Source organism: Nitrospira sp., from assembly GCA_030692565.1.
Classification (GTDB): Bacteria; Nitrospirota; Nitrospiria; order Nitrospirales; family Nitrospiraceae; genus Nitrospira_D.
Genome location: JAUYAO010000058.1, coordinates 156618 through 178475 on the forward strand (window position 1 = coordinate 156618; position 21858 = coordinate 178475).

The 21858-nt window shown below is 58.0% G+C and carries 21 protein-coding genes; 11 read left to right on the forward strand and 10 right to left on the reverse strand.

Translation table 11 applies throughout. The features are described 5' to 3' along the window. The first annotated feature begins 292 nt into the window (after positions 1 to 292). From Q8N04_17450 to Q8N04_17460, 3 genes are read left to right on the forward strand one after another with little or no spacing between them, the layout of a single operon-like run. Positions 293 to 628 carry a hypothetical protein gene (locus Q8N04_17450; GenBank protein MDP3092463.1) on the forward strand — a complete coding sequence of 112 codons (336 nt, stop codon included), beginning with the start codon at positions 293 to 295 and terminating at the stop codon, positions 626 to 628. Then, positions 625 to 1461 carry an HDOD domain-containing protein gene (locus Q8N04_17455; GenBank protein MDP3092464.1) on the forward strand — a complete coding sequence of 279 codons (837 nt, stop codon included), beginning with the start codon at positions 625 to 627 and terminating at the stop codon, positions 1459 to 1461. The genes Q8N04_17450 and Q8N04_17455 overlap by 4 nt, the downstream gene beginning before the upstream one ends. Further along, positions 1458 to 2426, forward strand: coding sequence for a diguanylate cyclase (locus tag Q8N04_17460; GenBank protein MDP3092465.1), 969 nt, complete (start codon positions 1458 to 1460; stop codon positions 2424 to 2426). Before Q8N04_17455 ends, Q8N04_17460 begins: the two co-directional genes overlap by 4 nt. Before the next feature lie 83 nt (positions 2427 to 2509). Here Q8N04_17460 and Q8N04_17465 read toward each other — a convergent pair whose 3' ends face one another. Then, positions 2510 to 2899, reverse strand: a complete 390-nt coding sequence (locus tag Q8N04_17465; GenBank protein ID MDP3092466.1) for a hypothetical protein — start codon at positions 2897 to 2899, stop codon at positions 2510 to 2512. Between the two features lie 632 nt (positions 2900 to 3531). Between Q8N04_17465 and Q8N04_17470 the strand changes: the two genes are divergently transcribed. From Q8N04_17470 to Q8N04_17490, 5 genes are all read left to right on the forward strand, one after another. After that, positions 3532 to 4272 (forward strand): hypothetical protein, encoded by a 741-nt coding sequence (locus Q8N04_17470; GenBank protein MDP3092467.1) that lies wholly within the window; start codon positions 3532 to 3534, stop codon positions 4270 to 4272. Between the two features lie 199 nt (positions 4273 to 4471). Then, positions 4472 to 6031 (forward strand): secretin N-terminal domain-containing protein, encoded by a 1560-nt coding sequence (locus tag Q8N04_17475; protein ID MDP3092468.1) that lies wholly within the window; start codon positions 4472 to 4474, stop codon positions 6029 to 6031. 91 nt (positions 6032 to 6122) lie between these two features. Then, the gene (locus Q8N04_17480) at positions 6123 to 6470 is read left to right on the forward strand and encodes a PilZ domain-containing protein (protein MDP3092469.1); all 348 of its coding nucleotides are present in this window, start codon (positions 6123 to 6125) and stop codon (positions 6468 to 6470) included. Between the two features lie 378 nt (positions 6471 to 6848). Then, positions 6849 to 9527, forward strand: coding sequence for a glucosidase (locus Q8N04_17485; GenBank protein ID MDP3092470.1), 2679 nt, complete (start codon positions 6849 to 6851; stop codon positions 9525 to 9527). Continuing rightward, positions 9524 to 11635, forward strand: coding sequence for an amylo-alpha-1,6-glucosidase (locus Q8N04_17490; protein ID MDP3092471.1), 2112 nt, complete (start codon positions 9524 to 9526; stop codon positions 11633 to 11635). Before Q8N04_17485 ends, Q8N04_17490 begins: the two co-directional genes overlap by 4 nt. A 208-nt stretch (positions 11636 to 11843) precedes the next feature. Here the strand turns inward: Q8N04_17490 and Q8N04_17495 are convergent, their stop codons facing one another. The 5 genes from Q8N04_17495 to Q8N04_17515 form a co-directional block, all read right to left on the reverse strand. Further along, on the reverse strand, positions 11844 to 12131 hold the full coding sequence (locus Q8N04_17495) for a hypothetical protein (GenBank protein ID MDP3092472.1): 288 nt from the start codon (positions 12129 to 12131) through the stop codon (positions 11844 to 11846). A 202-nt stretch (positions 12132 to 12333) separates the two neighbouring features. Continuing rightward, positions 12334 to 12699 carry a hypothetical protein gene (locus Q8N04_17500; protein MDP3092473.1) on the reverse strand — a complete coding sequence of 122 codons (366 nt, stop codon included), beginning with the start codon at positions 12697 to 12699 and terminating at the stop codon, positions 12334 to 12336. A 196-nt stretch (positions 12700 to 12895) separates the two neighbouring features. Continuing rightward, complete coding sequence (locus Q8N04_17505) at positions 12896 to 13447, reverse strand: lipocalin family protein (GenBank protein MDP3092474.1); 552 nt, start codon at positions 13445 to 13447, stop codon at positions 12896 to 12898. A 69-nt stretch (positions 13448 to 13516) separates the two neighbouring features. Beyond that, positions 13517 to 14062: a hypothetical protein gene (locus Q8N04_17510; protein ID MDP3092475.1), complete on the reverse strand. Its 546-nt coding sequence runs from the start codon at positions 14060 to 14062 to the stop codon at positions 13517 to 13519. 171 nt (positions 14063 to 14233) lie between these two features. Then, positions 14234 to 14587: a hypothetical protein gene (locus Q8N04_17515; GenBank protein MDP3092476.1), complete on the reverse strand. Its 354-nt coding sequence runs from the start codon at positions 14585 to 14587 to the stop codon at positions 14234 to 14236. A gap of 655 nt (positions 14588 to 15242) precedes the next feature. On the opposite strand from Q8N04_17515, the gene Q8N04_17520 reads away from it, so the two are divergent. Further along, a complete protein-coding gene (locus Q8N04_17520) occupies positions 15243 to 15962 on the forward strand; it encodes a DUF433 domain-containing protein (GenBank protein ID MDP3092477.1) in 720 nt (239 codons plus the stop codon). Next, the gene (locus Q8N04_17525; protein ID MDP3092478.1) at positions 15898 to 16347 is read left to right on the forward strand and encodes a hypothetical protein; all 450 of its coding nucleotides are present in this window, start codon (positions 15898 to 15900) and stop codon (positions 16345 to 16347) included. The genes Q8N04_17520 and Q8N04_17525 overlap by 65 nt, the downstream gene beginning before the upstream one ends. 179 nt (positions 16348 to 16526) lie before the next feature. Here Q8N04_17525 and Q8N04_17530 read toward each other — a convergent pair whose 3' ends face one another. The 4 genes from Q8N04_17530 to Q8N04_17545 form a co-directional block, all read right to left on the reverse strand. Further along, on the reverse strand, positions 16527 to 17579 hold the full coding sequence (locus tag Q8N04_17530) for a methyltransferase domain-containing protein (GenBank protein ID MDP3092479.1): 1053 nt from the start codon (positions 17577 to 17579) through the stop codon (positions 16527 to 16529). A gap of 29 nt (positions 17580 to 17608) precedes the next feature. Then, positions 17609 to 17872, reverse strand: a complete 264-nt coding sequence (locus tag Q8N04_17535) for a TraR/DksA C4-type zinc finger protein (protein MDP3092480.1) — start codon at positions 17870 to 17872, stop codon at positions 17609 to 17611. A gap of 139 nt (positions 17873 to 18011) precedes the next feature. Next, the gene (locus Q8N04_17540; protein MDP3092481.1) at positions 18012 to 18635 is read right to left on the reverse strand and encodes an XRE family transcriptional regulator; all 624 of its coding nucleotides are present in this window, start codon (positions 18633 to 18635) and stop codon (positions 18012 to 18014) included. A 52-nt stretch (positions 18636 to 18687) separates the two neighbouring features. Next, a complete protein-coding gene (locus tag Q8N04_17545; GenBank protein MDP3092482.1) occupies positions 18688 to 19782 on the reverse strand; it encodes a glycosyltransferase family 4 protein in 1095 nt (364 codons plus the stop codon). Positions 19783 to 20365: 583 nt separating this feature from the next. On the opposite strand from Q8N04_17545, the gene Q8N04_17550 reads away from it, so the two are divergent. Beyond that, positions 20366 to 21853 (forward strand): SulP family inorganic anion transporter, encoded by a 1488-nt coding sequence (locus Q8N04_17550; protein ID MDP3092483.1) that lies wholly within the window; start codon positions 20366 to 20368, stop codon positions 21851 to 21853. The last annotated feature ends 5 nt before the right edge of the window (positions 21854 to 21858 follow it).

Below are 21858 nucleotides of genomic sequence, written 5' to 3' on the forward strand. Positions count from 1 at the left end.
CTCTCGATCGATTCGTCATTTTTGAACGGAACAGCAGAATTCGGCTAAGACTGGTCACTATGACTCATCCGCACGTGCTCGATCATCGAATCACGCGCTGAGTGCCATCCTCACGTCGTTCCCCAGAAGCCTTGAAGCGTCAATAGAACGGAAGCAGCGCAAACCTTCAGAAATGGAGCAAAAGATCCGATATGAGAGGCACGGAGCGGATGTGTCTCGCTCCTCTCTCTTGCTTCCTTGCCCTGGGAGGACAGGAGTGAATTGACGACGCCGGGACGCGGAGAGTCTTCTGATGAAACGAGTGATACTGACCGAATTGTTGCCGGGAATGGTCCTCGCGAAGCCGATCACCAACTCAGCCGGATTACCTGTGGTTGCTGAAGGGGCTATCCTGGATGAGGTGATGATCGCACGGTTCAAGAAGCTGGACCTCCCATCCGTTTTTATTGAGGGCGAGGCTGGCTCGGCCGGGGGCAAAACGCTGGCGGAGCTGGAAGTCGAGCTGGAGCATCGATTTCGACACGTATGCCAGGATCCGCTTCAACAGACCATTCTCTCGGCTCTGCGTGAGCATCTTCACAGTACTCATGGAACCGCCGATCTCGAGAAAGGGGCGCCTGCGTCATGAGTCCATCAGCGGCGACCGACTTTCGAAACCGCATTGAGCAACTTGGGGACTTGCCGACTTTGCCGCACGTGGTGCAAAAGCTCGCCTCCATGATCGGACGGCCGAACGTGTCCGCAGAAGAGATCGGCTCCTTGATCGAGAAAGATCAGGTCCTCGCGGCAAAGGTGTTGCGACTAGCCAATTCACCCTTTTACGGATTCCCATCACGCATCGCGTCGGTCCCCCACGCCGTCGTCGTGTTGGGACTCAACGTGGTCAAAGGGTTGACCCTCTGCGCGACTGCGCACGACATCATGAAAGATGCCGGACTTGGTCAGCTCTGGCGGCATTCATTGGGTGTCGCGATTACCGCGCAACTCCTGGGTAAACGGTTGGAAATGAAAAATGTCGAAGAAGTCTTTGTCGCGGGATTGCTTCATGACATCGGCAAAGTCATTCTGTATGTGAAATGGCCGGATGTGGGGAAAAAGATTAGGGCCGCCAATCCATCCGGCGATCGCCCGATGATGCACGTCGAACAGGATCTGTACGAGGTCTCTCACGCCGATGTCGGCGGCTGGCTGGCCAACGCATGGCACCTGCCGGCCACGCTCCGAGAACCGATTCTCTTCCACCACCAACCGGGAGCGGCACAGGATGCCCAGCTGCAAACAGCCGTCGTGCACGTCGCGGATGTACTTGTCAAAGGCATGGCCTGCGGAAACCCCGGCGACGAATGGGTTCCGCCCCTCTCCAGGCAGGCCTGGGATTTGGTTGGGCTCGATCCGGAATCGCTGGCAGGGTGCGTCTCCAGAGCCTCAGAAGAATTCCTTGCGATCGACGACTATCTATGACGAAGTCTACTGCCGCCCAGCGCGTCCTGATTCTTCACAACGATCCTGGCGAAATTGCCATCCTTTCCGGCCTCCTCACGAAAGCCGGCTTTCAGGTGGTTGGCGGAGATCTGACTACCATCGCGTTGCACGAGCTTGTCCACAATCCCCCCCATGTCATCCTGGCAGCTGAAGGAACGAGCGGCCGGTCGGTAGAATCTCTCACCAGGCATCTGAAGAACGATCCCTTTCTCGGACGACTGCCGTTGATCGTGCTGATTCGCGACATCCGCCTCAATGATGTCGACTGGGGCAGCGTCGACGTCGATGACTATATCTGCCTCCCCTATCGCCCGGACGAAATCGTCCATCGGGTGCGCCTCTGCTTGAGCCGGCTGACCCGGTCACTGGACGCCAATCCGCTCACCCGGCTTCCCGGCAACACCAGCATCCTGTTCGAAACGACCGCCCGCATTGAGAGCGGGAATCCCTTCGCATTGGCGTACCTTGATGTCGACAATTTCAAGTCGTTCAATGACCGGTATGGATACGGCCGTGGTGATGAGGTGCTGGTAGTGGCCTGTCGCATTCTCACGACGGTCGTCGGTGAGCTCGCCGGAGTAGAAGGGTTCGTCGGCCATGTGGGCGGTGATGACTTTGTCTTTATGAGCCACCCCGATCATATCGACGCGATTTGCGAAACCGTGATTAAACGGTTTGACCTGGTGATTCCTGATTTTTACGATCGCGACGACCGGCTGCAAGGCTACATCGATTCCGTCGACCGGAAAGGGAATCACGAACAATTTCCCATGATGAGCTTATCGATTGCGGTCGTGACGAACAGCCACCGCGCGATCGATCATCCCGGCGATGTCAGCAAGATTGCCTCCGAGCTGAAAAAGCTCGCGAAAGCCCACAAGGGAAGCGTGTTTGTAAAGGACCAGCGTGGAGCCGAACCCAACGCGAAGGATGAGGCGGCCTAACCCAAGTCTGGCAGGACGGCATCCGACCTTCCTACAATATCGGCAGGGTCGTGGCAATGGTGAGGGGCGGGTAACTCTACGCCTTACTGGCAGGGCTCGAAATCGTCACAATCCTCTGTGGTAAAGCGCGGACCTACCTCATAGACGTATCCGGACGGATAGGTCGTCCCGCCTTCTTGATCCGTTGTGCTCTTACACAATACTTTTCCGCAACGCAGACAGTGCTGAACGCCTTCCCAGGATGGAGGTCCGGCAAGGTGCTGAACCGGCTGACCGACTTCGGAAAAGTCTTGAGGAAGGAGAACCTTACGAACTTCCGCAACCAGCCGATGGGCATGATCTGCCGACTCAAGCTCAGAATCTTCCAGCACTAGGACCAAAAGTCCGAGCGCTCGAACAGGGTCGCCATTGGCTTCCTCAAGAAGCCGATGGGCAAACGCCTGAACTTTTGTTTGAAGCCGCTGAGAGTCCATGATTTATGCCTTCGTATTTCCCACGTTCCTCTATCTATCGGGTGATTCCAGACATTCCATGAGCGCATTCCATCGACGCACGCCATCTGGTCATGAGTTTTCTTGCGAGCACGAGATCGCAGGTTTCGTGCCACTCGTTCGTGGAGGTTTACCCTGATTGCCCGAATGACCCCTCTCACTCATTCACCTCCCCTACTGAACGTCTTAGGCGCTCTCTCCTGAAACGAGAACGAACTCCTATCCGCTCCAAACTCGATGCATTTCATATCTAGGGTCGTTTGGGAATGCACGATAGAGCCATAATAATCAAAGAGATGTATTGACTGGCCGGCGCATATAGACAATGATGGCTCGGCTTCATATGGATAGTCGTGTGCACTTCACCTTCACATGGCACACATGCATGTCTGATCGCTCCAACAGATTGAGTCACTCAGCCGATTGGCTCAATCTCCCATTTGATCCCTCCGTTGTTCTTATTCGGACACTTGGTTCGCAATTCTTGGCTCTTCGGCACGACTATGATCAGGTAATCCCGTCAGTCCGCGCTGGTACGCGTGGACTCCGACATGAGGAATGCCGAACAGCGCAGCGTCTTACCTGATTGACCATTTACCCGAGGGAGGATGTCCATGGACACATCACACACTGATCTCCTGCAGGATTTTTCTCTCGTCACAAAAAACTTTGAGCAACTGGGGCAACGGCTCTCGGAAGTGGCCGAGCAAGTCAGGACCACCGGCGTGCTCCCGTCCGAGAGTTTAATCGAAGAGATCACCGCCTCTCGCCGGAACTTCACCGACCTCAGGGCCCGGGCAATCGAACTCGTCGGACTGATGTCGGAAACCCCGAACGCCGCCGCGGAAGAAATCGGGTCGATGAAGGAGCTTGAGGCCCTGCTGCAAGTGGCCGCAGAAGCCCAACGCAAACGCGCGCAACAGGAGAAGGCGCGCATGCGAGCGTTGACCGTACTCGATCGACTGCTCTCACTCGTGCATCGCGACCAACCGGATTTCGCGCCCCTCAGCGAATGCCAAGCAAAATCACGCGCCTTGCGTGAAGCTATTCACGACCACGCCGGCCCTGAACTCCACCCCGATGTCACCACACTGGCTCAAGGCCGCCATCCCTTAGCTGAACTCCTTACGCTCATCGAAGGATACAACGACCTCGATGATGATCTCTGGCTCTTGCTCAAACATGCCGTGGCTGAAAATTTCGGGAAATCGTTGGCCATGAGCGCGGCACGCGGGAAACTCTGCCCCTCACCCACAAGGATGAACCCTGAACACCAGCCGGATGAGTTTCGCAATGGAATGAAAGCCCCTGTGGTGCCGGCCACCTTTACCGACGGAGAAAGCGGGCCTCACTGAGGTTTGCGCTCCTCACATCACGAGCCGCACAAGAGATTCCCTCGCAGGGCCAGAGATCATTGCACTATCCAACCCTCATTTTTACCGAGGGGCTCGCCTCTCAAAACACCCGCTCCGGTTGTCTCACCCGCCTTCGTGTGATAGCTTGCATGTCAAAGGGATCCTCCCTTCTATCGACTCACTATCTTATTGAGGCTGCGTGCTGACCGACCGATTGCCGAATGCGCGCCGGCGCATTCCCTCAACATATGCCTGGCTTGTGGTGGCAGTGGCCCTCGCTGCTTGGCCGCTTCCCCCGGTAAGCCATGCGGAAACCGCCGCATCTGCTTCCAATAAAATCACCCTCGACTTCAACGAAGTCGAGATTCCTGTATTTGTTCGCTTCATCAGTGAATTGACCGGCAAGAATTTCGTCCTCGATGAGGCGATCAAGAAGCTGGGCGGAAAGATCTCCGTGTTCTCGCCCACCAAAGTCACGCCGGACCAGGCCTACAGCATGTTTGTGGCCGCACTGGAAGTCAGCCGGATTGCCGTCGTTCCCAAAGGCAGCGTCTATCAGATTGTGCCGATGGGAGAACTCCCTCCTGAGCGGGGTGTGTATGTGTACAAACTCAAACATGCGAATGCGACCGACCTGGCGGCGGTCCTGACCAACCTCGTCGCTCGCTCCCAAACGGTCGCGCAAACAGCCCCCGGTGCCAGGCCACCCCTGCGTCCCCTGACAGAATTCGAAGCTCCCGTGCAAGTATTTGCCGACAAAGCCACCAATTCCATCGTAGTCAGTGCCACAAAATCGGCCTATAGCCGGATCCAATCGGTCATTCGCGATTTGGACACCCGCAGGAAACAAGTCTTTGTTGAGGCCGTGATCCTGGAAGTGCAGGTCGATCGCCTCCGGCAGATCGGCACCGATCCGCTCCAGGTTCTTGGATCGGGAAAAGCCGGAGCCTTGCAGGGCATAGGAGGATTGAACCGCGCTCCGGAAGATCTGGCGGCCATCGCCCAAACCATCAGCGGCGTGGCCTCAGGAGGTTCCGTTACCGTTCTCAACACCGTCAACATCCGGGCGTTTCTGAATCTCCTGATGAGCCTCACCGACACGAACATTCTTTCGACGCCTCAGGTCTTAGCCGCCGATAACCAGAAAGCCAAAATCGTTGTCGGTGAAAATCGTCCTTTCCCGACCGGACAGGCTCAGGGCATCACCGGGGGTACGTTGGTGACCATCGAACGCAAAGACGTCGGCGTCACGCTGGAACTGACCCCGCAAGTGCTGGAAGACGATCTGATCCGCCTGGAGCTCAAGCAGGAAATCACCGCCATTGCCGAGAACGTGGCCCAGACAATCGGGTCAGGCACCGCATCCATCCCGGTCGGCCCTACCACCACCAAGCGCTCGATGGAAACCACCACCATCGCGAGAGACAACCAAACCATCGTGGTGGGAGGACTCGTTCGAGACAACATCACCCTCAGTGAACGCAAGGTGCCGTTCTTCGGAGACATTCCGTGGCTAGGTTGGCTCTTCCGGTTTCAGAGTAAGCAAACCGAGAAACTCAATCTCCTTGTCTTCCTTACCCCGCACCTGATCCGCGACGAAAGCGATATCGCCGAGTTGAGCCAACGGAAAGCGAAAGAACTCACGATCATTCAACGCGATAACCGGATCGAAGAACCCACGCGATTAAAGCAAGACGTCATCGAGCGTCTCGAGCAACCTGCGCCCAACCCTGTCGAGCCTGCTCACAAGACCCCCTAACCGGCAGCGCGCGCTCCCTGGCCCCTCCTCTGAGGGGTAGTACTCCAATGCATCAACCAGCTACCCTGTCGTGGATCACACAGGGCAGCACATGGCTCACGTTCTCCAGACCCGCTCCACCGATCGCTTTCCCGTCACCTACCCCGTCGTATTTGGCGGGGCTCCTTTTGTAGGCGAAGGCATGTTGACGGACCTGTCCGCCTCCGGTTGCGCGATCTCGTGCGATCGCACCGTCCTCTCCGGCAGCTATGTGCGGCTCAATGTCTTGATGCCTGATCAGTCACCCTCTCTGGCGATTGATCTCGCGAAGATTCGCTGGGTGAGGGGCTATGTGTTCGGCGTTGAATTTATCCGCCTTCCCATACGCGCCCATCAGCAACTCGACCAGGTCATCTGGACCCGCTTCCTCCGCTCCCTTGGCCGTCCCGCGCTCTCCTGAGACCTTCTCATCATCTCCCTGGATGGGCGATGGCACTGAGCCTGACGACACTCCCGTTGGCGCTATGAAAGCTGGCAACCCGCCGTCGTATATGACTTCAGATGAGGCTGCCGCACGCTCGGCGCCGCCGGGAAATCCGTCGTTATCCTGATCGCGATTGACTCCGACTGGCACTCGGTCTAGCCTGCCGTAAGACTTGATCAATTCGGCCGACTCTAGTGGACTGTAACAGTTAATTTGAGAGTAATTTGCCGCTGTGATGCCGCTGTATTCACTCTCATTTGCGCCACATCATCACGCTTTTCATGGTTACGGTGATACTGCCGATCTAATCGTTACAGTCCACTAGTTCCATACCGTTTCGACCGAAGGAGTCGTATGGCCTCTCCTCGTCAGTCTCCGCCTATCCCCCCCCCGCTCCTCGCTGAGCAGCAGCGCCTTGATGAAGACGCCCAGCGTCAACGCCATTGGAAACGCTGGGGCCCGTATTTGAGTGAACGGGCCTGGGGCACCGTACGCGAAGACTACAGTCCGCACGGCACCGCGTGGGAGGCCTTCCCGCACGATCAGGCCAGATCACGGGCGTACCGCTGGAACGAGGACGGGCTCGCCGGTATCTGCGATCGTCACCAGATGATCTGCTTTGCCGTCGCCCTCTGGAACGGACACGATCCCATTTTGAAGGAACGCCTCTTCGGCCTCACCGGCAATGAAGGCAACCACGGTGAAGATGTCAAAGAGTACTACTTCTATCTCGATTCCACGCCGACGCATTCCTACATGAAATATCTCTACAAGTATCCGCAGGCAGCCTTTCCCTATGCCCGGCTCGTGGAAGAGAATCGCCGGAGAAAACGCCAGGACCCCGAATTTGAGTTGGTCGATAGCGGGGTTTTTGACGACAACCGCTACTTCGACGTATTCGTGGAATATGCCAAGGCGACCTCGGAAGATCTCTGCATCAGGATCCAGGTCGTCAATCGAGGCCCTGAGGCGGCAGAACTCACCGTGCTGCCGACGATGTGGTTTCGCAACACCTGGTCTTGGGGGTCCGATATCCGGCGCCCGCGGCTGAAACAGGGCGAGCCGGGCACTCACATGAGCGTCATCGAGACGAATCACGACCACTATGGCAAACGACGATTACTCTGTGAGGGGCAGCCAACGCTCCTCTTCACGGAGAACGACACGAATACCCGGCGGCTCTATGGCGACCAAGATGGCGCCAAGTACGTGAAAGACGGCTTCCACGACTATGTGGTGGCGGGAGAAAAAGATGCGGTCAATCCGGATCAGGTCGGCACGAAGGCCGCCGCCCACTATGCGTGTAGGCTGGAACCCGGTACGACCAAAACGATCCGCTTGCGATTCACGAATGAAGAACGGATTCCGGAATTCTCCGCGCAAGAATTCGATGCGGTGTTTACCGCACGCCTTCGAGAAGCCAATGAGTTCTACGACAGCCTCGCGCCGGCCACGCTCTCAGAAGATGCTCGCCAGGTGCAGCGCCAGGCGTTCGCCGGTCTGCTCTGGAGTAAACAGTTCTATCATTATGAGGTCAATCGTTGGCTCAAAGGCGACCCCGGTATGCCAGAACCTCCCCGCGCGCGTCTCGGGGGCCGCAACGCCGACTGGACACATCTCTACAACGCCGACGTGATCTCGATGCCGGACAAGTGGGAGTATCCCTGGTATGCCGCGTGGGATCTGGCCTTCCATTGCATCCCGCTCGCGCTCGTCGACCCGACCTTTGCCAAAGAACAACTCGTGCTGATGCTGCGTGAATGGTACATGCATCCCAACGGACAGATTCCGGCCTACGAGTGGGCCCTGGGCGACGTGAATCCACCGGTTCATGCCTGGGCTGCCTGGCGGGTCTACAAAATCGACAAGAAACGCCACGGCGTCGGCGACCGGCGTTTCTTGGAGCGCTGCTTTCACAAGCTGCTGCTGAACTTCACCTGGTGGGTCAATCGCAAAGATGCCGACGGGAAGAACATCTTCCAAGGCGGGTTCCTGGGGCTCGACAATATCGGCGTATTCGATCGCAGCGCCCCGCTGCCGACCGGCGGCCATATCGAGCAATCGGATGCCACCAGCTGGATGGGCATGTATTGCCTGAACATGCTGACCATGGCCTTGGAGCTCGCCCGGGACAACCGCGCCTACGAAGACGTGGCCAGCAAATTCTTCGAACACTTTGTCTATATCTGCCGGGCCATGAACAACATCGGCGGGGAAAAGATCGAACTCTGGGATCGTGAAGACGGATTCTTTTACGACGTGCTGCATCTGCCGAACGGTGAGACGAGACACATGAAGGTCCGTTCCATGGTCGGGCTGATTCCGCTCTTCGCAGTCGAGACGCTCGACTCGGAATTGATCGACAGCCTCCCGCGCTTCAAACACCGGATGCAGTGGTTCATCGAGAACCGGCCGGATTTTTCGCAACATCTGGAGACGCAGTCCCATGATGGGGGCGTCCGGCGCTTTCTTTCACTGGTGAACCGCGACCGGTTGCGTTCCGTGCTCGGCTACATGCTCGACGAACAGGAATTTCTCTCGCCCTACGGCATCCGCGCCCTCTCGCGCTATCACAAGGACCACCCCTACATTCTCAACGTGATGGGCCAGGAGCATCGGGTGGACTACGAACCGGCAGAGTCGAGCATTGGACTCTTTGGTGGCAATTCCAACTGGCGCGGACCGATCTGGTTCCCCGTCAACTACCTCCTGATCGAATCCCTGCAGAAGTTTCATTACTTCCTCGGCGACCAGTACAAGGTGGAGTACCCGACCGGTTCCGGCCATCAGGCCACACTCTGGCAAGTGGCGGAAGAAGTGTCCCGACGACTCATCCACATTTTTCTGAAAGATGCCTCCGGGAAAAGGCCGGTGCTCGGCGGAACATCGCGATTCAACGACGACCCGCACTGGAAGAATCACGTGCCCTTCTATGAATATTTTCATGGCGACAACGGCGCCGGCATCGGCGCAAGCCACCAGACGGGATGGACGGGATTGGTCGCGAAATTGATCCAGCAGTCGGGAGAATGAAGAAGCTGAGCGCTGACAACGAGGAGCCTGATGTGAAAATCAGCGCCCAAGATTGCCAGAACCTGGACCGCGCACTCAGTCTCGAATGGCTCGAGACGAACGGGCGTGGCGGATTCTCGTCCGGCACCGTCGCCGGTGCCAACACTCGCCGGTATCACGCCCTCTTACTGACTGCGCGCAAGCCGCCGAGCGACCGGTTCGTGCTGGTGAATCAGGTAGAAGAATGGCTCGATCTCGATGGGCAATCCTTCCCGCTCTCCACCAATTGCTATTCTGATACTGTCCATCCGTCCGGCTATCAGTTCTGTACAGGGTTTACTGCCGATCCCTGGCCAACCTGGACATTCGAGTGCCGCAACACAACCGTCCAACGTGAGATCTTCACGGTCCATGGACGTGATCTCGTCATCGTTCGATGGAGATTGCTTGGCAAGAAGAAGCAGCGAGCGATTCTCCGCGTAAGGCCGAAGCTCAGCGGGCGCGACTACCACGCGACGCATCACGAGAATGGAAGGCTATCGACGGAATCTTCGATCGAAGCAGGGACCGTCACCTGGCAGCCCTATACCGATCTCCCTCCTATACGAGCGCTTCATTCCGGCGAGTATCGCCATGCCCCCGAGTGGTATCGACAAGTCGAATTCTCCGTCGAGCAACAACGCGGACTCGACCATAGGGAAGATTGGTGGTCGCCGGGAGAGTTCACGTTCAGCCCCACACCGGGATCAACCGAGACCTTGGCCTTCACCAGCGAGGTCTTCGACGGGCTCGATGTCCCTGCCCTTACCAAGCGTGAGCGAGCGCGTCGGACCCGGCTCATGCAAGCTGCCCCGACCGCCGATCCTCTGGCCGGCACACTCTGGCGTGCCACGGACGCCTATCTGTCCGAACGAGGCGATCGGCAGACAGTGATCGCCGGCTATCCCTGGTTCACTGATTGGGGGCGGGATACCTTCATCTCGTTGCCGGGGCTCTGTCTCGTGACCGGTCGATTGGAGGTCGCCTGGCAGATCATCGCGGCGTTTGCCGGCCACGTCTCAGAAGGCATGATCCCGAATCGCTTTCCCGACGCCGGCGAGCAGCCGGAGTACAACACGATCGACGCGGCACTCTGGTTCATCCATGCCATTGATCGCTACTTCGCTGCGTCCCAGGATAACTCTCGTATTCGCGGCACGGCCTGGCCGGCCATCAAACAGATTCTCGATGGCTATCGGCGCGGCACACGTTACGGAATTCGAATGGATGACGACGGCTTGATCACCGGGGGAATTCCCGGTGCCCAGTTGACCTGGATGGATGCCAAAATCGGTGACTGGGTCGTCACGCCGCGGCATGGGAAACCGGTAGAGATTCAAGCCTTATGGGTGCACGCCTTGGGTGTCGGAGAAACCCTCGCCCGTCTGTTCGGCGAGGCATCGTACGCCGATCAATGCCACGCTGACCGGCAACGAGCCGTAGCCACATTCCAACAGCGCTTCTGGTACGAACAAGGCGGCTACCTGTATGACGTCATCGACGGACCGGAAGGCAACGACACCTCCTTGAGGCCCAATCAGCTCTACGCCATCTCCCTGGGGAACGCCCTGGTCCCGCGCGATCGTGCGCAACACATCCTCCGGCTCGTGAAGAAACAGCTCGTCACTCCGGTCGGACTTCGCACGTTGTCACCGGACGATCCGCGCTATCGTCCCCGTTATGAAGGAGGCGTGCTGGAACGAGACAGCGCCTATCATCGAGGCACGGTCTGGCCGTTCCTCCTGGGCCCGCTGGTGACGGCCTGGATCAAGAGTTTCGGACGGAATGCCAAATCGCGATCAGAAGCAAGAGGATTTTTGAATGGCCTCGAAGCTCATCTCGGCGAGGGCTGCCTCGGACAAGTCTCCGAGATTTTTGATGCAGAGGCTCCGCATCATCCACGCGGGTGTTTTGCCCAGGCCTGGTCGGTTGCGGAGCCGTTGCGCGCACTGATCGAAGATTTCGGAACCCCGAACACCATCCGGCAACGACACGTTTCGCCCCCACCCGTCACTCCGCAGACAAACCGTTCGACCAAAGCACTGAAGAAGCCGGGCACAAAAGCCCGATCAACCCGCCAGGCTAAGTAAGCTCACCACCAACGCTTGCTACGCGTAGCTTTCATTGAGTCTACAGTTTCGCATGGCACATGCTGACAGCCCGCTATTTCAGCTTGCCTACGGCGGCACCTGTCATGCGCTACGGTCAGGATCAGAGTGTGAGGGAAGGGGAGCGACCTGCGGGGTCCTGTCGTAAGACAACGCGCCTGCCCGCGCCGCCTTACGACAACACAAAGCGCTAGCGGCGATTGGCTTGATCGCGACGGCAGCTTTCCTCCGCCAACATCCGCTGACCGGCGGATGCGTCTTTGGGAATGCGCGCCATACAGGCGTTCAGATTGTCTTCGACCGCGCCTGCAGCGACACGCTCGATATTCTTCGTCGTGCCGAACGTTGCACCGCTGCCGGAAGACGACCCGCCCCCGGATGTTCCCGATGTTCCCATTGAGCCATCGCTCGCACAGCCTCCAAACAGCAGTCCCACCAATGCGATCACAGCGCACAGGCCCAGTGAACGATCTGACATAGCAATACCTCCTCAACATAGATAGAACACGACGAAATAGCCGCGTCATCCTACTGCGACGACGAGGGAAGAACAAGCCGGTTTTTTCAGAAGAAAACCATTCAGACCGGTTCGATCGAAGAGATCCACATGTCAGTGGCCGAACCGGGATGGCGCACCACCCGCAGTCCGGCCACGCTGGGTCACGCTTCGTCCGTCTCAGTTATTGCGGCGAGGCATTGACCTTGGTCCCCTCCTTTACCGGTGGTTCAATCTTAATGCTCGGTCCCTGCACTTTGGGCAACACTCCCGCGCCGGGCTTCTCCAAGATCCGCAGGTTATCGTGATTGATCGATAGGCTCTGCTTGGAGTGGCTATCATCGAACGCAGCTGCGTTCACGAGCGACCCTTCCCCCGTCGCATTGGTCTGACCGGGGTCGTTCGCGAGGGATTGTCCTCTGACCGGATCGATCGCTTTGCCCATCGGATACCCCGGATGCTTCGGCAGCATATCGGGATTGGCGAAAGCCGGCGAGACGGCCAGCAGCAAGACCGCGGATGCGGCCACAACAATTCGTGAGGTCTTCATGGTGCAACCTCCTTGATAGTGGTGGGAGATACAAGAACGCCCTCGAGGGTATGAAACCAGCAGGGCGCATGGAAGCGGACAAGAAGAAGGGATACGTGAACAGCGGTGAGAAGGCTACCCCGGTCTCATACGACACCTCCGGGACACCTTCAGTATCGCTCCCCGAAAAGACGGAGTCAAGCAGGCACAAACCGGCTCACAGTGGGCGCTTGGCGAGAATCAGGTTTGATACGGGAAAGCCAAGCTGCCTGGCCCGTTCGACCAACCGTTGGTACGTCGCATCATCTATGTGAGGCGTCCGCGAGAGAATCCAGAGAAAACGCCGATCCGGCGTGCCCACCACGGAGGTGCGATAGTCGGGATCGAGATCGATAATCCAATAGTTCTCTTCGCGGGATGAGCCGAACAATCGCGCAAAGAAGTCGTCAAAGACCACCGTCAACCGCGCGTTGGTCTTCGGATCGACCACCGTCGCCACACCGTCGATCTGGTCGAGCCCGCCGCTCTCAGTCACACATTCGTTGTGAACCCCGACCGCGCCGTCAGAGCGACTCGTGTAGATCGCTTTGGAATCGACGCAATGCCGTTGAAACCACATCGGCAGCCGCGCAATCTCGTACCACGTTCCAGCATAGCGGGCGAGATCCACAGACGACGCCGTCGGAAGCGGCGCTATAGACTTCATGCCGGCGCAGGCCGACAACACCATGTAGATGGCAGTCATGCCCGCGAGTGCGAAAGATTTCACAGCTGGCTCCTGTTTAGACTTCTCAGTGAGAGCACCCCCACAACTCCTGGACCATTGCCGAGAACAGTCTCACTCCGGAAGCGTACTATTTCGCAGGAGTGTCCGCATCTCCCAGAACGAGGGAGTCGGCTCGTTGACATCCGGATGTTCCAAGTCGATCTGAATATTATGAAGCGGCGGCTGGCTGCTGAGCGACTGAGTGACCGGGTACCAACAATCATACTTGAGTCCCCACCGATCCCGATAACTTAATCGAAGATAGCCATGGTTCTGCGGTTTCACCCGTAGCGGAGTATCCGGCCCCAACACGAGCGAAGCCGCGTGCTTCTGGTAGCGCGGGCCCTGGGGATAGACTTTCTTCACCGAAAAGCTGCCCTCCCACCCACCGAGATGCAATACACAATCGTAGGCCACCCCGCGCCCCACGTTCTCAAGCTGTGGAATGAGAGTGAGTACATTCCCGGCATGCATCGCAGACAAGTTGGTCACCCGCAGCGTGGGCTGTTGCGCACGGAAGTCGTCCCGCGTGTGCGCCGCAATCACCTGCCATACATAGAACGCAGCCCCACTGGCCGCGAACAGCACAAGGAACCCGATCAACCAGAACCAATCCATGACCACTCTCTGTCCCGTGAATAAACTGAATGTGCTGAATCGGGGAGAAGCTACGTTCTGGCGAGAAAAGAGTCAACCGAAGAAGGGCCGGGAATATCAGGAATGGGCGCGCGTACCAGGGCCTCTTTGAGAAGAGGCCCTGGCGGCCGGTGAGGTTGACTGGCTGTCGTGTTACTGCACGTCGACGGTGATGGTCTGAGTGGCGGAGACTAGCTTGTGATCCTTGTTCGCACCGGTTACGGTGATCTGGTGCTTGCCTTTGGTCAGACCCTTGAACGATCCGGGAAAGCCCTTCTGGTATTGAGTATCCAAGTACACGTGGGCATGTGCCGCCTCGGAGCCCTTGGTCAACTCATATTTCAGCTCGAAGCTATCGCTGACCTTATCCCCGTCCTTCGGAGATGTGATCATGATCTTCGATCCGTCTTCGATTGGTTTGTCTTCTGCGAAGACCGGCGCTCCCGTGAGCGCACTCACCAACGCAATGCCGAGCCCTATGAATCCGATACGTCCAAACACTTGCATCACGACCTCCTTGTTTAAACCATTCAACCATCAGGGCACCCTATCACCCCCTACGGAGTAATAGCTCGCCTGGATTCCTCTCATTGACCGAGGTCTGATCGAAGAGGCTGTAACGGTACACCCTCTTCGATCTCCCTGAGTCTTGCGCCAAGAGAGCGAGATTGAGTGGGCGCTACGAGAGAGAAAATATCATGTACAAGATGCGACCCATTTTTCTCCGCCACGGGGCCCAGCACAGCGCGACCGAGGCGCTCTTCACCATCCACTGGGCCGCGACGTGATGACCCAGCAGGTAGCAACGGGCCGGGAGTCGGCCTTTCACTTGGCCAAGCCATATGATTGCAATCAGCCGCCACACTGTTGGAGGATTTCGTGTCCGAACAGGGTCAGGAAATGCTGCGGGTCGGTCTCGTCATGAAAGATCGTGTGTTGTTCGTTGCTACCGGCCGTGACGTGATAGAGGGGGAGCATTCGGGGCAAAGCTGCCGGGCCAGGGGCGCGGAATGTAGGGGGAGGGAGGTGCAAAGTCAAGCAATGACCCCATCTCTGTCCCGCGTCGGCAGGGTCTCCCCTTCTCGCCCGAGCGCTCTGTTTGCTGAGCTGCCACGCACCACTTGACCGGCAATAAAGACAAGGCTACAGTGCCCTCAGACTTATGAAACCAAAGGCGGCAGCGTTCACCAAACACTTTGATGCCCGAGAAGTGCCATCCTACGGCGTCATGGAAGCCGCGCATTATTTGCGGATTCCACGCACGACCATCCGGGACTGGGTCTCAGGCCGACATTACCGCAGCATCAGCGGCGTGCGATTCTCCAAACCGATCATTCAGGTTCCTGACCCAGCCGTGAAGTTGCTTTCCTTTATGAACCTGGTGGAAATCCACGTCCTGGATGCCATTTGCCGCAAGCATGACATTCCGCTGGAAAAAGTCAGAACCGCGATGAATTACCTCTCGAAGCAATTTCCGTCGAGACATCCCTTGGCCGATCAAGAATTTGTCACCGATGGACTGAATCTCTTCATCAAGAAATTCAGCCAATTAATCAACATCTCGCAGGAAGGACAATTGGCCATCCAGGAAGTCCTCCAGGCACATCTCCATCGCATTGAACGGGACCTCAAGGGTATCCCGGTCAGACTCTATCCCTTCACGCGGAAACGGGACCTCCAAGAAGAACCCAGGGCCGTCGTCATTGACCCACTCGTCTCCTTTGGCCGGCCAGTGCTGGCAGGCACCGGCATTCCCACAGCAGTGATCGCAGAACGCTATAAGGCCGGCGAGTCGATGGACGACTTAGCAGAGGACTATGGACGGCGGCGGCTCGAAATCGAAGAAGCCATCAGGTGCGAACTCTCCGTCGAAGCGGCCTGACGAACCGGTCTTCTTCCTCGATCGGTCTCTGGGGAAGCACCGTGTCGCCACGGCGCTCCGTCAGGCCGGAGCCACACTCCACATCCACGACGATCACTTCCCCCCCGACGCCAAGGACGAACACTGGCTCACCGAGGCCGGTCAGCGCGGCTGGATTGTTCTCACCAAAGACCATCGCATCCGGTATCGACATGTTGAACGGCTGGCGCTCATGAAGGCAGGCGTCGCGGCCTTTATTCTGACGTCAGGCGATCTGCAAGGTGACGAAATGGCACAGATCTTCGTAAAGGCACTCCCCCGCATCACCCGCTTTTTGAAGAGCCACGCGAAACCGTTCATCGCGAAGATCGCAAAGGATGGCTCGGTCTCACCGCTCTTTCAATAAGTCAACGCTCTCGTCTTGCGATCGAGGCGCAATTCCCCGTCGAACATGCGGGGGAAGAGTGACTGAAAGAGGTCGGCAAGACGGGCATGGCAAGGGTAACCATACGTAGATCTTCGATAGCGGTGACTGGATTAGCCCCGCACTGCTTGATCGCATTACCTCAGCTCACGGTTAGATCTTTATTGTCGGGATTGTTGCAGCGAGAAACTTCTGGACTCGTGAGGTGTTTGTGAACCGCTCGCGGGCAGAGTCGCTTCTGGAGAACAGGTTGTGGGTGCGTTGCGGTAGAGGGTATCAAGCAGGTGCTTTGGGCTTCGCACACCGGCTGTCTCGCGCCGCTCAATAAAAGCTCTGCGCAGACGGTTGTACGTGCGACGGTACGGTGTCAGAGTCAGGGCGTGGCGCCACGCCCTGTGCCCTTGTACAATTGCGGAAATCCGCTCGCAATTGCCAGGGATCGTGGCTCCTTGAGGAGCTACGGGGTGTGATTGGCTTCTTGTGAAAAGCATCGTGAGGTTTCCGCCGTCACTCGACAAGGCGCGGGAGGCCTCCTCGAACCCGCAGATTCTGGCGAGCCTGCCCAGCGTCGCCATGTTGAAATTGTACAGATGCGCTTCATGAAACGTGCTCTTCGGTGACTGGCACGTCGCCTCCGCATTGGGAACTTCCACGATCAGTGCGCCGTCCGGTTTCAGCCAAGAGCGGACTCGACCCAAGACGGCACGTGGATCCTCCAGATGTTCTAATACATGCCACATGGTGATGACATCGAAAGTGTCCGGCGGGAGCACGCTGTCCTGGACCAGGCCGATATGGGCCGTCAACCCATAGTGAGCGACGGAATATTCCGCATATCCCTGATTCGGCTCAATGCCGCTCACGCGATGGCCCATCGATGCGAGCAAGTAGGCGAATTCGCCTCCTCCGCTCCCCACATCGAGCACGGCCTTCGGGCTGGACAGGAGAGACCGGATCTTCTCCAGGCGCGACAACGCCACTTTGCCGGCGCGCAGGACGTGTTTCATGCGAGGCCTATAAGCGTTCTTATAGGCGACGCGATAGTTCTCTCGATAGAATTGTCCCGCATCATGAGGGCGAGGATCGGTCCACACAAGGCCACAGGCCACACAGATCACGGTGCGCAGCGGCTTTCCGGTCCGGCTTTTCTCCGAAAGCGGCGCAACGTCTCTACCGCCGCAAAGATTACAAGGGATGGAGCAGGATATAGACATGGCGTCTCCGTTCGGTGAAGCGTTTCTTGCTAGGAATATTTCCGGGACTCCACGTCACCCTGGCAGCCGTAGCACCGTGGCGTCGTCGGGCGGATGAGCAGACACTCGTAAGAAATCGGCTCCTGGCATCGCAGGCAGACCCCATACCGCTGCCTGTCAAGCCGCTTGATCGCGGCCAGCATTTGCTGGAGTTCCAGGTCGAGTCGGCGCTGCTCCAATTCCAAGCGGTGACCATCCTGAACGCAGCGTAGTTCAGCTCGCTGAGGGTCGGTCAGTGCGTCCGATTCTGTCATGATTCCCTCGCCCTTCCGTTCGGGTCTCCTCCCACGTGACGCTGGTCCGAGGCGAATAAAGGGGAGCCGAGGCATACCTACCGGTACCCTCCATCTCTGTGACGTGAAGGTCCGTCGCCCCTCTCCCTCTCCTCGATCGCTAGGAGTGCCCGCGAGGGACAATCTTGAGCAATTGTGCAGGCTTGGGTTCGGTGTTCTCCCAGCGATGAAGCGTGTGAGCTGGAATCGTAATGGCGTCGCCTCGGTGGAGCACATGAGAGGTGTTCCCCACCTGCAGCCGAACTGTACCGGCGAAAACGATCGCGAGGAGTTCTGTCTCGCGCAGATGCAGCCGACCGCCACTACTTCCTCCGAGCCTCAAGGTGATAAGGAGCGCCTCCAGTTTGCTGTTGACGCTCGGATGGCTCAATGATTCAATCTGTGCCCGAGACCACTCGCTCTGAAGCATGGGGCGGTGGGACGCCTTAATAGGGGCTGGCGCCGAGGGAGCGGCCGTGACAAATAATTGACCAAGCGTCGTGCCCAACCCTGCGGCAATGCGTTCCAGGGAAGACAGCGATGGGGAGGCCTGGTTCAGCTCGACTTGTGAAATGAAACTGGCGGAAAATCCGCAGTTGCTGGCCAGCGCCCGCACAGAAAGGCGCTGACTGTCTCGAAGCCGGCGAATCGCCTCCCCGAGGGACTGTTCGATCTGTCCACTCTGCTTCTGCGTCTTTCGCCTGGACTTGCCAGGTGAACCTCCGCCTCGTACAGCTTTCGCCATCAGTCCGGTTCCTCTCTTTTCGGTGCTCGCTCGGATCTCTTCGGCCTCTCCTTCACCGTGACCGAAGCACTCGCTGATACACGGTTTCGAGTCGCGTGAGCATCCTGTCCAAGGAATAGTGGTCTTCAATGAGACGCCGGCCATTCATCCCTAGCCGTGCTCGGAGCGCATCGTCCTGAAGCATGACCACGATCTGCTCCGCTAAGGACGTGGCATCTCGTGGCACAGCCAACAGGCCCGTCTCTCCATGTTTGACGACGTCTGGAATCGAGCCAAAAGAGGTAGACACCACCGGCAGTCCAACTGCTAAGGCCTGCATGAGCGCTTGCGGGATGGTGTCCGCTTCCACCGACGGCAGCACGAACACGTCGAGTGACCGCATGGCCTCGACCTGGTCCTCGCGATACCCCAACAACAACACCCGGTCCGTCAATCCCAACTCTGCAATCTGTGTCCGGAGATTGAGTTCTTCCGGTCCTTCTCCAATGATCACAAACGTCGCATTCTTGATCCGCGAAAGGACCTGAGCCGCCGCCTCGACAAAGTATCGATGTCCTTTGTATGCGCGAAGATAGGAGACGATTCCAATCAGGCGATGGTCGCTCGGGATGCCCAATTCCTCTTTCAGGTCTCGCGCGGGTCGGCCTGGCCGAAAATGAGCGGTGTCGATGCCGATGGGAAAGCCGTCCACGCAATCGGGATCGAGTCCGTCCCGCTCAATCAAGGCCTGTCGATTGAGTGCTCCACCGGTCACAATCACAAAGTCGAAGAGTGTCCGATAGAGCAGGCGCGTGAGCAGGTTTCTGTTCAGTGGCACGGAGATATGGCGGCTGCGCACAACCTTCGGCCTTGGCCGAACCAGGCGCGCGGCCAGTGACGCGATCCAGCTGTCGCGAGAGCTGTTCACATGCAGGATGTCAGGCTTGTGCCGACGCAGGAGGCCATGGATAGCGAAAAGTGCGGAGACAAAACTCCCTCGGCGCATTGGGACGGTAAGGGCGGAGATCTTTCGTTCCACAGCCATTCTACGAATCGGGGCGTCCGGCTGGACCACTAAATCGAGTTCGTGTCCACGCGCGCGCAAACCTTCTGCGTACAATAAGACCGCCAATTCCTGGCCGCCTACGGAGCCCGCTGCTTCTGTCATCACAATCTTCATGCGAACGTTGATCCCGCGGTCGCGTCCGGAAGGATCGTAGGTGCCGACTGCTCTCTCCGCGACGCTGGACCAGGATATATCTTCGTTACATTCTGGATGTGGACATATGTACAGTAGTACTGGACATATGTCTAGTATGGGAAATGTTGCCGTAACATACACGCTGGTCAGTAGCAGCCTATGGACATGCAGGCACTCACACGATTGCCCCTGACAATTGAGGTGGCCGGGCAAGTACTCAGCGCAGACCTGACGGGGAGAGGACTATCGGATAGTTGCGGCGAATAGTGCGCATCATTGCGGGATCACAGCAATTCAGATAGAATTCACCCATTCTCATGAACGACACAGGACATTGATCGGAGCCTCCTCCCTTGTAACCTTCATCAGAAGCCTCATCCTCAGGCGAGTCCGCTGCACCCGTCAGTCGCTCGCACGAGATTTCACGCTGATCACATGCATCTCCCATGGCCCGGACTGTCCGGGTCTCGTTGTTTATTCCGCTGGTCGGGAAGATCGGTCTGCGTTCGCAGGAGTCCCCAGCTGACGCCGACCTGGCTAGCACAAAGAAATGGAGAAGTCAGTGACATCCCTGTACCAGGACTGGTGTTCCAACCTCCGAAACGATCTGCTCGCGGGACTTGTGGTGGCGCTGGCGCTGATCCCCGAGGCCATTGCCTTCTCGATCATTGCAGGGGTGGACCCCAAGGTGGGTCTGTACGCCTCGTTCAGTATCGCCGCCATCACCGCCTTCGCCGGAGGCCGGCCCGGCATGATCTCAGCCGCCACGGGCGCCATGGCACTGCTGATGGTCACGCTGGTCAAGGAACATGGTCTGCAGTATCTGCTGGCCGCCACCGTGCTGACCGGAGTGCTGCAAATCCTCGCAGGCTGGCTGCGCCTGGGTTCATTGATGCGCTTCGTGTCGCGATCCGTCATCACCGGTTTCGTGAATGCGCTGGCCATCCTGATCTTCATGGCACAATTGCCGGAACTGACCGGCGTGAGCTGGAACGTCTATGCGATGGTCGCCGGTGGCTTGGCCATCATCTATCTCTTCCCGTACCTCACGAAAGCCGTCCCCTCACCGCTGGTGACGATCGTCGTGCTGACGGCCGTGTCCATCGGCCTCGGTCTGGATATCCGGACTGTGGGGGACATGGGCCAGCTCCCTCACAGCCTGCCGGTGTTCCTGCTCCCGGATGTGGCCCTGAATTGGGAGACGCTGACGATCCTCTTCCCAGTGTCTGCCACCCTCGCCGTGGTGGGACTTCTGGAATCCATGATGACGGCCTCCATCATCGATGACCTGACGGACTCGCCGAGCAACAAGAACCGTGAATGTGTGGGGCAGGGCCTCGCCAACATCGCAACGGGCTTCCTCGGCGGCATGGCGGGCTGCGCCATGATCGGCCAATCGGTTATCAACGTGAAATCCGGGGGGCGTGGGCGGCTCTCCACTCTCGCGGCCGGAGTGTTCCTACTGCTAATGGTGGTGTTCATCGGGGACTGGGTGGCCCGTATCCCGATGGCCGCGCTGGTCGCCGTGATGATCATGGTGTCCATCGGCACGTTCAACTGGGCCTCCATCCGCAACCTGCGGGAGCATCCGAAAAGCTCCAGCGTCGTGATGATGGCCACGGTGGTGGTGGTCGTCGCCACCCATGATCTGGCCAAGGGGGTACTCGTGGGCGTGCTGTTGTCCGGGTTCTTCTTCGCCCACAAGATCGGGCGGATCCTGCATGTCGGCTCGAAAGCGGAGGACGAAGGCCGTCTCCGCATCTATGTCGTCACCGGACAGGTGTTCTTTGCCTCGGCGGAGCGCTTCCTCAACGCCTTCGATTTCAAGGAAGTGATCGAGAAAGTACGTATCGACGTGAGCCGGGCCCACTTCTGGGACATTACTGCCGTGAGTGCGTTGGACAAAGTCGTCATCAAGTTCCGCCGCGAGGGCACGGACGTCGAAGTCATCGGGCTCAACCAGGCCAGCGCCACGATGGTGGATCGCTTTGCGGTCCATGACAAACCTGATGCCGTGGAAGAACTGATGGGTCACTGAGAGGA

Excerpts from the sequence above, each read along its gene's own strand:
- Q8N04_17450 (MDP3092463.1), top strand. The coding sequence starts at position 293 with ATGAAACGAGTGATACTGACCGAATTGTTGCCGGGAATGGTCCTCGCG.
- Q8N04_17455 (MDP3092464.1), top strand. The coding sequence starts at position 625 with ATGAGTCCATCAGCGGCGACCGACTTTCGAAACCGCATTGAGCAACTT.
- Q8N04_17460 (MDP3092465.1), top strand. The coding sequence starts at position 1,458 with ATGACGAAGTCTACTGCCGCCCAGCGCGTCCTGATTCTTCACAACGAT.
- Q8N04_17465 (MDP3092466.1), bottom strand. The coding sequence starts at position 2,899 with ATGGACTCTCAGCGGCTTCAAACAAAAGTTCAGGCGTTTGCCCATCGG.
- Q8N04_17470 (MDP3092467.1), top strand. The coding sequence starts at position 3,532 with ATGGACACATCACACACTGATCTCCTGCAGGATTTTTCTCTCGTCACA.
- Q8N04_17480 (MDP3092469.1), top strand. The coding sequence starts at position 6,123 with ATGGCTCACGTTCTCCAGACCCGCTCCACCGATCGCTTTCCCGTCACC.
- Q8N04_17485 (MDP3092470.1), top strand. The coding sequence starts at position 6,849 with ATGGCCTCTCCTCGTCAGTCTCCGCCTATCCCCCCCCCGCTCCTCGCT.
- Q8N04_17490 (MDP3092471.1), top strand. The coding sequence starts at position 9,524 with ATGAAGAAGCTGAGCGCTGACAACGAGGAGCCTGATGTGAAAATCAGC.
- Q8N04_17495 (MDP3092472.1), bottom strand. The coding sequence starts at position 12,131 with ATGTCAGATCGTTCACTGGGCCTGTGCGCTGTGATCGCATTGGTGGGA.
- Q8N04_17500 (MDP3092473.1), bottom strand. The coding sequence starts at position 12,699 with ATGAAGACCTCACGAATTGTTGTGGCCGCATCCGCGGTCTTGCTGCTG.
- Q8N04_17510 (MDP3092475.1), bottom strand. The coding sequence starts at position 14,062 with ATGGATTGGTTCTGGTTGATCGGGTTCCTTGTGCTGTTCGCGGCCAGT.
- Q8N04_17515 (MDP3092476.1), bottom strand. The coding sequence starts at position 14,587 with ATGCAAGTGTTTGGACGTATCGGATTCATAGGGCTCGGCATTGCGTTG.
- Q8N04_17520 (MDP3092477.1), top strand. The coding sequence starts at position 15,243 with ATGAAACCAAAGGCGGCAGCGTTCACCAAACACTTTGATGCCCGAGAA.
- Q8N04_17525 (MDP3092478.1), top strand. The coding sequence starts at position 15,898 with ATGGACGGCGGCGGCTCGAAATCGAAGAAGCCATCAGGTGCGAACTCT.
- Q8N04_17530 (MDP3092479.1), bottom strand. The coding sequence starts at position 17,579 with ATGTCTATATCCTGCTCCATCCCTTGTAATCTTTGCGGCGGTAGAGAC.
- Q8N04_17535 (MDP3092480.1), bottom strand. The coding sequence starts at position 17,872 with ATGACAGAATCGGACGCACTGACCGACCCTCAGCGAGCTGAACTACGC.
- Q8N04_17540 (MDP3092481.1), bottom strand. The coding sequence starts at position 18,635 with ATGGCGAAAGCTGTACGAGGCGGAGGTTCACCTGGCAAGTCCAGGCGA.
- Q8N04_17545 (MDP3092482.1), bottom strand. The coding sequence starts at position 19,782 with ATGACAGAAGCAGCGGGCTCCGTAGGCGGCCAGGAATTGGCGGTCTTA.
- Q8N04_17550 (MDP3092483.1), top strand. The coding sequence starts at position 20,366 with ATGGAGAAGTCAGTGACATCCCTGTACCAGGACTGGTGTTCCAACCTC.